This is a genomic window from Flavobacterium sp. (genome assembly GCF_020217025.1).
Classification (GTDB): Bacteria; Bacteroidota; Bacteroidia; order Flavobacteriales; family Flavobacteriaceae; genus Flavobacterium.
This window is the reverse complement of record NZ_JAIWOF010000028.1, coordinates 1-10,000: the sequence shown is the minus strand read 5'-3', so window position 1 is coordinate 10,000 and position 10,000 is coordinate 1. Positions and strand designations below refer to the sequence as shown.

Below are 10,000 nucleotides of genomic sequence, written 5' to 3'. Positions count from 1 at the left end.
ATTCCGAAGTCATTCAGTTCAATAATGCGTTTTTTAAGCAATTATCGGATAAATTTGAAAATCTAGATTATAAAAATTTATACGAAAACCTTTCGCATCAGGAAATCAATTCCAAAATGGGCGGTTATGTGAATTTGTCATTCATCGAAGTGCCAGAAGACGAAACCGAAGTAGAAGGTTTTGATTCGGATAACGATTCGATTTCGGTAAAAGATAAATTTTACTTGAATCAAACGTTGAGAACCATCGAGAAATGTGTCGCAAACGGATTTGAATACAAAGATATCGTGTTGCTTACGCGAACCAAAGCACCCGGAATCAAGTTGGCGAATTTCTTAACCGAAAACAGCGTTCCGATTTTGTCTTCGGAAACCTTATTGATTCAAAATGCAACGGAAGTTAAATTGTTGATTGCGTTGCTTCGTTATTTAAAAAATCCGAAAGACGACGAATCGAAAGTCTATTTCTTGTATTTCATTGCGAAATATTTACAGTCAGAATTAGAAATTCATGATTTCATTTTGGCTGCAAAAGATAAAAATTCGGAAGAATTAGAAGCGTTTTTGAAAACTATTGGCATTGAAATTTCGTTCAAAAATTGCAAGAAGAAATCATTATACGAAGCAGTTGAAATTTTAATCGCAACTTTCTTAAATGACAAAGTGAATACTTCGTATTTGCAATATTTCTTGGATTTGGTTTTAGAGAAAGATGTCAAAGTACAATCGAGTATTGCGGATTTCCTAGAGTATTGGGACAAAATTGGCTACCAAAAAAGTATTCCATCACCAGAAGGAACAAACGCGGTTCGCATCATGACGATTCACAAATCAAAAGGATTGGAATTTCCGGTGGTGATTTTTCCTTTTGCTGAAGAAAATTTTTCAAGCAAACCTAAAGACAAATTGTGGATTCCGTTAGAAGATGCAAATGTGAATTTTCCAAAAGCGCTTATCAACAATAAAAAAGAAGTGGAAAGTTATGGAAACGAAGCAAAAGCAATTTTCCAAACTAAAAATCAAGAAGAAGTTTTAGATACAATTAATGTTTTGTACGTGGCGTTAACCCGAGCCGAAGAGCAATTGTATGTGATTTCGAATAAACTAAAAACGAAAAAAGGCGATTTGGTTACCAATAATTTATCTCACTATTTCTTAGAATTTCTACAAAATTCAGGAAAATATGAAGAAACCAAATCAGAATACGAGTTTGGAAATCCAGCCCGAATTTCAACTAACAAATCTCACGATGGCAATCACAATCAAATCGGAATTGTTTCGCATAAATTAAATCCAAAAAATATCAAAATAGCACAGCGCGAAGCCCTAATGTGGGGAACAATTCAGCAGGATGCGATTAACTTTGGGAATATTTTGCACGAAATTATGGCGTTTATTCAAACGAAAGACGATGTGGATTTAGCCATTCAAAAAGCAACGGAATTGGGATTGATAACGTTTTCCCAAAATGCAATTTTTAAAGAAACGATTGAAAAAATTGTGCATCATGAAGAATTGATTTCGTTTTTTGATGCCAATGCAAAAGTTTTCAACGAACAAAACATCATCAAAAAAGCTACTAAAAACAGTAAACCCGATAGAGTTGTGATTAAAGATAATGTGGCGTATTTGTTAGATTACAAAACTGGAGAAAAACACAACAAACACAAAGCCCAATTAGAAGAATACGAAAAGGCTTTACAAGAAATGAACTATACCGTTGCAAAAAAAGCACTTATATATATAGGAGAAAGTATAGAAATAGTAACTTTGTAATTCTAAACAACAAACTAGTAACAATAAACATATTATGTACGGAAAAATCCAACAACACCTACAAAACGAATTAAATACGATTCAAGAAAACGGATTATTTAAAAAAGAACGCATTATCACTTCGCCTCAAGGAGCAGAAATTACGATTTCGACTGGTGAAACGGTTTTAAACTTTTGTGCGAATAATTATTTAGGATTGTCATCACATCCAGAAGTAGTGCAAGCAGCAAAAGATGCTTTGGATTCTCATGGATTCGGAATGTCATCAGTACGTTTTATTTGTGGAACGCAAGATATTCACAAAGAATTAGAAAAAAAGATTGCCGATTTCTACGGAACAGAAGATACTATTTTATACGCAGCGGCTTTTGATGCGAATGGAGGAGTTTTCGAACCTTTATTAGGAGAAGAAGATTGTATTATTTCTGATTCTTTGAATCATGCCTCTATTATTGATGGTGTTCGTTTGTGTAAAGCAGCTCGTTACCGTTACGAAAACAACAATATGGAAGACTTAGAGCAACAGTTAATCAAAGCAACTGAAGCAGGTCACCGTTTTAAATTAATTGTAACCGACGGAGTTTTCTCAATGGACGGATTAGTAGCGCCACTAGATAAAATTTGTGACTTAGCCGATAAATATGATGCTATGGTTATGGTTGACGAATGTCACGCCGCTGGTTTCATCGGAGCTACAGGAAAAGGAACATTAGAAGCTAAAGGTGTAATGGGAAGAGTAGACATCATCACAGGAACACTTGGAAAAGCACTTGGTGGAGCTATGGGAGGTTATACAACCGCTAAAAAAGAAATCATAGAAATTTTACGTCAACGATCTCGTCCGTATTTGTTTTCAAATTCATTAGCGCCTTCAATTGTAGGTGCTTCATTAAAAGTTTTCGAATTATTAGAAAAAGATACGACATTAAGAGATAAATTAGAGTGGAACACCAATTATTTCAAAGCAGGTTTAAGAAAAGCAGGTATTGATTTTATCGATGGCGACTCTGCAATTGTGCCAGTTATGTTATATGATGCCAAATTATCGCAAGTAATGGCAGAAGAACTGTTAAAAAAAGGAATCTATGTAATTGGATTTTTCTTTCCGGTAGTTCCTAAGGATAAAGCGCGTATTCGCGTGCAATTATCGGCAGCACATACGCAGGAACACTTAGATAAAGCAATCGCAGCTTTTACAGAAGTGGCCAAAAATTTAGGAATAATCAAGTAAAAATCCGACAAATAAGTAATTTTTTTTAACAAAACTTTTTGTAGTTAAAAAAAACGTATTACTTTTGTTCTAATTATAACGCATTGTAATTAAATAAAACAAGTATGAAACATCTTAACAAATTATTTGCTGCAGCTTTATTGTTTGCTGGTTTAACATCGCAAGCACAAGATAGCAACAACCCATGGGCAGTGTCTTTTGGGGTAAATGGAGTTGACACTAAAGTTAGTGCTGTTGGTAATGACAGTCCAAAATTCATCCAATTATTAAATGTTAAAGAAAACTGGAATGTTTTACCTTCAGTTTCTTATTTAAGCGTATCTAGATACGTTGGAGACGGTTTTTCATTTGGTTTAACAGGTTCTGTTAACACAATTGATAAATGGATTTCTAGAGTTCCTGGAACTGAATCAACTGATGATGTTGCAAACCCAGGTAACTTAAATTATTATGCTTTTGATGCTGTTATTAAATACAGCTTTATGGATTTATTGAAATCTAAATGGTTAGATCCTTCTGTTAACATTGGTGGAGGTTACAATTTCCTTGGAGATGCTTCTGCAGGTACAGTTAATGGAGGTTTAGGATTAACTTTTTGGTTTACTGAGCAAGTTGGTTTACAATTCCAATCTACTTACAAACATTCATTTGACGATAACAGAACTCCAAACGCTGATATCCCAACTCACATCCAACACTTTGCTGGTTTAACTTTCAAATTTGGAGGTAAAGATACAGATGGTGACGGAATTTACGACAAAGATGATGCATGTCCAGAAGTTGCTGGTTTACCAGAATTCAAAGGATGTCCAGATACAGATAAAGACGGAATCCAAGATTCAGAAGATGCTTGTCCAGAAGAAGCAGGTACTAAAGAATTAAACGGTTGTCCTGATAATGATGGTGACGGAATCATCAACAAAGAAGATGCTTGTCCAGATGACAAAGGAACTAAAATGATGAACGGATGTCCAGATGCTGACGGTGACGGTGTTGCTGATAAAGATGACAAATGTCCTACTGTAGCTGGTGCTAAAGATAACGCAGGTTGTCCATGGCCAGATACTGACGGTGACGGTGTTGCTGATAAAGATGACAAATGTCCTACTGTAGCTGGTACTGTTGCTAACAATGGTTGTCCAGAAGTATCTGACGATGCAATGAAAAAATTAAATGATTACGGTAAAACTATTTTGTTTAACTCTGGTAAAGCTTCTTTCCAAAAACAAACAATTCCAGTTTTAAAAGCTATGGCTGCTATCTTAAAAGAGTATCCTACTGCTAAGTTCTCATTAGAAGGTCATACAGATGCTGATGGTAAAGATACAATGAACCAAAAATTATCTGAAGATAGAGCTGCTGCTGTTAAAAACTTCTTAGTTGAAAACGGTATCGATGCTTCTAGATTATCTTCTAAAGGTTTTGGTGAGTCTATGCCAGTAGATTCTAACAAAACTGCTAAAGGTAAAGCTAACAACAGAAGAGTAGAAGTGAAATTAGTTAAATAATTTCTTTCTAAAATATACTAAGAAACGTCCCGATATTTCGGGACGTTTTTTTATTTTTATAAAATGAAACAAGATACTTTTTTAGATAAGTTAAGCGCCATAATTTTATCACAATCTGATATTGAATTGTCAAATTGTTTGATTGTATTACCCAATAAAAGAGCCAAAGTATTTCTTTTAGAGAGTTTAAAAAATCAATTAGAAACTACTTCTTTTGCGCCGACTATCATTAGTATTGAAGATTTCATTCAAGAGATTTCGGGTCTTCGTACCATTGATCCAATTGAATTGTTATTCGAATTCTACGAAGTCTATCTTTCTGTTACAGAAAAATCCAAACAGCAAAGCTTCGAAGAATTTGCTACTTGGGCAAAAACTGCTATTCAAGATTTTAATGAAATCGATCGTTATTTATTAGACCCAAATCACGTATTCTCCTATTTAGAAGATATCGAAGCATTAAAACGTTGGGATTTACAACCACAAGACAAAACCAAATTAATCACAACTCATTTAGAGTTTTGGGCTAAATTGCCTTTGTATTACGAATCTTTTTATGAGCATTTATTAAAAAAAGGAATCGGTTATCAAGGTTTATTGTACAGAGAAGCTGTAAAAAACTTAGTTTCGTTTACCATAACCATTACTAATCAAATCTATTTTGCAGGTTTCAATGCTTTAAATCAAGCTGAAGAAAGAATATTCAAACATTTAGCCAACGAGAACAAAGCCAAAATTTATTGGGATATCGATGAGGTGTTTTTAAATGATTCGTATCACGATGCTGGTTTGTTCATTAGAAAGTTCAAGAAAGAATGGAAGCCTTTCGTAAATCAAGATTTCGAATGGGTAGTAAATCACTTTAGTGAAGAAAAGAATATCGAAATTATTGGTACGCCAAAAAGTATCGGTCAAGCCAAAATTGTGGGAACGATTATTGAAAAAAATCAATCTGAAAACCCAAATTTAGAAAAAACCGCTGTTGTTCTAGGTGACGAAAACCTGTTGCTTCCTGTTTTATACGGTTTGCCAGAATCGGTTGATGCGTTGAATATTACGATGGGTTATCCGAGTAAAAATAATCCTGCACAATTGTTGATTAGCAAGTTGTTTAAGTTGCATACCAATGCTAAACAACGAAACGAAAAAAGTTACACGTTCTATTACAAAGAAGTTCTAGATATTCTGAATCATCCTTTGGTGGAACCGTATTGTAAAGTGGAAGAAGTAGTAAAAGTGATTAATAACAACAATTTTACCTTCTTTTCGAATCAAAAATTATTCAGTTTATACGAAGAGAAATATCCAAATACAGAAAACAAATTCTTCAAATTATTATTTACACGTTGGGATGATTCAATTTCCGATATTTTAGTGAATTTGAATTCGATTTTACTTATCATAAAATCCTATTTAAGCAACGATGATGCCGAAGAAAAAGTTACGAAAGCTTTTGTGTATTCCGTTTTTAAAACGATAAATAAATTAACCAATTATCACGAAACTTATAATCAAATTGAAAGCTTGCCATCGCTTCAAGCGATTTACAAGCAAATTATCGATTTAGCGGAAGTTTCTTTCGAAGGCGAACCTTTGTCAGGACTTCAAGTAATGGGTGTTTTAGAAAGCCGTGTATTAGATTTTAAAAATGTGATTATCACTTCAGTAAACGAAGGCAAATTTCCAGCTGGAAAATCGCAGAATTCATTCATTCCGTATGATGTAAAGAAAGAATTAGGTTTGCCTACCTACAAAGAAAAAGATGCGATTTATTGCTATCACTTTTATCATTTGTTATTGCGTGCGAAAAACATTTGGTTGCTTTATAATACCGACAACGAAGGAATTGATGCTGGAGAAAAAAGCCGTTTCATTACCCAATTAGAAATCGAGAAACAACCAAAACACAACATTACAAGTACCATTTATAACGCAGTTTTACCTGAAAAAGCATACGAACCCGTTACGATTCCAAAAACTGATAAAATCTTAACCCGTTTACACGAAATCGCAACGGATAAAGGATTTTCACCATCTTCGTTGACGAATTATATTCGAAATCCGTTACAGTTTTATATGCAACGTATTTTGCGCATTAACGAAGCTGATGAAGTTGAAGAAAACATCGCAGTAAATACGTTGGGAACCATTATTCACAATGCTTTGGAAGAATTGTATACGCCATATTTGAATCAGTTTTTGGCATTGCATCATATCGAAGCGATGGAAGCCAAAATTGATGAAGTTATTCTAAAACATTTCAAAGAAATTTACAAAGAAGGCGAAATTACCAAAGGAAAAAACCTATTGGCGTTTGAAGTAGCGAAACGAAATGTATACAATTTTCTACAATTGGAAAAGAAAGACATCGAAGACGGTCAAGCTATAAAAGTATTACTGTTAGAAGCGAGTTTGTCTTGTGAAATTGAAGTGAAATCTTTACCCTTTTCAATAAAAATAGCAGGTAAAGTCGACCGAATTGAAGAGCGAGAAGGCGCCATCAGAATCATCGATTACAAAACCGGAAAAGTAGATGGAAATAGCTTAAAAATTCAAGATTTTGGTGATTTGACATCTGATATAAAAAATGAAAAAATCATTCAGTTACTATGTTATGCTTTGATGTTTGAAAATCACGAATTAAAACAAAATCGAGAAGTTTCCGCAGGAATTGTTTCGTTCAAAAACATGAAAAACGGTTTTTTACCTTTCGGATTAGGTAAAGGAAAAGATGCTGAACTTATTATTTCAACTGAAATCTTAGAAGATTTTAAATCGGAATTAGAAACGTTGATTTTGGAAATTTTCAATCCAGAAATTGCGTTTAAGGAAAAGGTTTAACATTTCGTTACAATTTTCTTACATTCTTTTTCGTTTTCTTTACAAAAGTTATAGTAACCGAAAAACATAGTTATGAAAAAAATCTTCTCTTTTGCATTCATTTTATTGGTTAATATTTTGTTTTCGCAAAATCAGGTACCTGTTTTTAATCTTGATTTTGAAAAATATTCTAAAGAGGATGAATTGCCAAAGGATTGGATTCGATGGGGAGATAGTGAATTAAAAATGGATTCGACTAATGCCGTTTCTGGAAAAAACAGCATGCTTGTTAATGTCAAGGAAGGTGAAGGTTTTGGTTGTGTTGCTTACAAGCTTCCTGCAAATTTTAAAGGTAAAAAAATCACTTTAGAAGGCTTTATGAAATATGAAAATGTTTCAGATGGTTTCGTTGGATTACTAATTAGAATAGATAAAGACGAACAATCTGTTGGATTTGATAATATGCAAAGCCAAAAATTGCAAGGAACTTCTGAATGGAAAAAACACACTGTAACAATTGATTTCAAAGAAAATGCAGATGAAATTTATGTCGCAGGAATTTTAGTTGGTAAAGGAAAAGCTTGGTTTGATAATTTTAAAGTCACCATTGATGGAAAACCAATTGAAAAACTAAAACCTGTTGAAAAAGAACTTTCCATTATTGATAAAGACACAGAATTTGATGCAGGTTCAAAATTTGAAATTACAAATCTAAACGAAATTCAAAAGCGAAATCTATTTGTATTAGGAAAAGTTTGGGGGTTTGTGAAATACTATCATCCAGCGATAGCCGAAGGTAAAATCAGCTGGGATTATGAGTTGTTTAGAATGTTACCAAAAATAAATAGTCAAAACTTTGATGGTGAATTAGTGCAATGGATTAACAAATTAGGGACTTTCAAAACTACTTCTCAAAAACTTCCGAAAGAAAGTACTATTAAGTTACTTCCTAACACAAAATGGATTTCCGATACCAATTTAATTTCTTCTGATTTATCTTCATTACTACAAAAGGTAAATAAAGCTGAAAGAAGTGATAAAAACTATTACATCAAATTACATAAAATTGTAAATAATCCAAATTTTACTGATGAGAAAGTGTACAGTAAAATGGAATATTCCGATACTGGAGTTAAGCTTTTAGCGGTTTTTAGATATTGGAACATGATTGAATACTTTTCTCCAAATCGTCATTTGATGGATGAAAATTGGGATTCAGTTTTAACAGAATTCATTCCGAGAATGACCGCTACAAAAGATCAAAAAGAGTATACTTTGACCCTGTTAGAACTTATTGGAAAAATTCAAGATACACATGCTAATATTTGGGGATATAATTCTGTTTTAGATGCTTTTTTTGGCGAAAATGTTGCTCCTATAAAAATAAAATTTGTCGAAAACAAAGCTATAGTTGTTAAATTACAAGACGAATTTAAAGATGCTAATTTACAAGTTGGTGATGTAATTGTTTCTGTTAATGGTGTAAAAGTGGAGGATTGGTTAAACAATAATTTGAAGTATTTTCCAGCTTCCAATTATCCTACACAATTGCGAGATGTGGCACGAAAAATGTTGCGAACAAATGATAATTCTATTCAGCTTACAATCGAAAACAATTCAGGAATTAAAGATGTAGTCATTGGTACAATCAAATACAAGTATTTCAGAGAAGAACCAGTTTCGCATAAAATTATCAATGAAAACATAGGTTACATTTATCCAGGAACATTGAAAAAAGGTGAAATCAATGAAATAATGGATAAGTTTTTGGATAAAAAAGGCTTGATAGTTGATTTAAGATGTTATCCTTCTGATTTTATTATATTTAGTTTGAGTAATTATCTACTAAATGAGAAAAAAGACTTTGTAAAGTTCACCGCTGGAGATATTAAAACACCAGGATTGTTTACTTTTAGAGGAGGAGAAATACAAGTAGGAGGTAAAAATAAAGATGCTTTTAAAGGAAAAGTAATTATATTAGTTAATGAAGAAACCCAAAGTCAAGCAGAATATTCAGCAATGGCGTTACGAGTAGCACCAAACGCAAAAGTATTAGGAAGTACAACAGCTGGAGCAGATGGAAATGTTTCGACAATTATTTTACCTGGAAATATTTTTACTTACATTTCTGGAATTGGCGTTTTAACTCCTGATGGTTCTGAAACACAACGTATTGGAATTGTTCCAGATATTAAAATGGAACCAACCATTAAAGGAATTCGTTCAGGAAAAGATGAATTATTAGAAAAAGCTATCGAGTTGATTAATAACTAAACCCTTTTCAAAAAACCATTCAAAACCGCCAATAATTCCGCTTGGTTTTCAAAATGACTCATGTGACCATCTTCAAAAGTGGTGAGTTGTACTTGCGTGCCTTCGATTTGTTCTAAATTATCATCGTAGTTTAAAACAGGATCTTTTTTGCCTAAAATAAGCTGAATGGGATAAGGCGCAAAATGCAAAATAACTTCGCGGTCTTTCCTGATTTTCATACCTTCTAATGCAGCAACAATGCCTTGAAGTGGTGTTTTTAAAGCTTCTAATTTTACTTCTTCTATAATATCAGCTAAACGTTCGCGATTGTCTTCACTAAACAAATTAGCAATACTCATACGAATGAATGCCGAATAATTTTGCTTCACGGCAATAATAGCGCGGTCACGATT

The 10,000-nt window shown here is 33.2% G+C and carries 6 protein-coding genes; 5 read left to right on the top strand and 1 reads right to left on the bottom strand.

Annotated elements, in window-relative coordinates; translation table 11 throughout:
* The 5 genes from LDL23_RS01220 to LDL23_RS01200 form a co-directional block, all read left to right on the top strand.
* The coding region (locus LDL23_RS01220) for a 3'-5' exonuclease (protein WP_291264076.1) at window positions 1-1,775 on the top strand (1,775 nt) is incomplete at its 5' end.
* 34 nt (window positions 1,776-1,809) lie between these two features.
* Window positions 1,810-3,006 (top strand): glycine C-acetyltransferase, encoded by a 1,197-nt coding sequence (gene kbl / locus LDL23_RS01215; protein WP_291264075.1) that lies wholly within the window; start codon window positions 1,810-1,812, stop codon window positions 3,004-3,006.
* 104 nt (window positions 3,007-3,110) lie between these two features.
* Window positions 3,111-4,514, top strand: coding sequence for an OmpA family protein (locus LDL23_RS01210; protein ID WP_291264074.1), 1,404 nt, complete (start codon window positions 3,111-3,113; stop codon window positions 4,512-4,514).
* Between the two features lie 63 nt (window positions 4,515-4,577).
* Entirely contained in the window at window positions 4,578-7,355 is a 2,778-nt protein-coding gene (locus LDL23_RS01205; protein WP_291264073.1) for a PD-(D/E)XK nuclease family protein, read from the top strand.
* 72 nt (window positions 7,356-7,427) lie between these two features.
* Window positions 7,428-9,608: a S41 family peptidase gene (locus LDL23_RS01200; protein WP_291264072.1), complete on the top strand. Its 2,181-nt coding sequence runs from the start codon at window positions 7,428-7,430 to the stop codon at window positions 9,606-9,608.
* Here the strand turns inward: LDL23_RS01200 and LDL23_RS01195 are convergent.
* Window positions 9,605-10,000 (bottom strand): alpha/beta hydrolase (locus LDL23_RS01195; protein ID WP_291264071.1); only part of this gene is annotated, 396 nt, incomplete at its 5' end. The genes LDL23_RS01200 and LDL23_RS01195 overlap by 4 nt on opposite strands.

Bases quoted from the DNA above. Each gene is read 5' to 3' on its own strand.
- LDL23_RS01200 (WP_291264072.1), top strand. From the start codon at position 7,428: ATGAAAAAAATCTTCTCTTTTGCATTCATTTTATTGGTTAATATTTTG.
- LDL23_RS01205 (WP_291264073.1), top strand. From the start codon at position 4,578: ATGAAACAAGATACTTTTTTAGATAAGTTAAGCGCCATAATTTTATCA.
- LDL23_RS01210 (WP_291264074.1), top strand. From the start codon at position 3,111: ATGAAACATCTTAACAAATTATTTGCTGCAGCTTTATTGTTTGCTGGT.
- kbl (WP_291264075.1), top strand. From the start codon at position 1,810: ATGTACGGAAAAATCCAACAACACCTACAAAACGAATTAAATACGATT.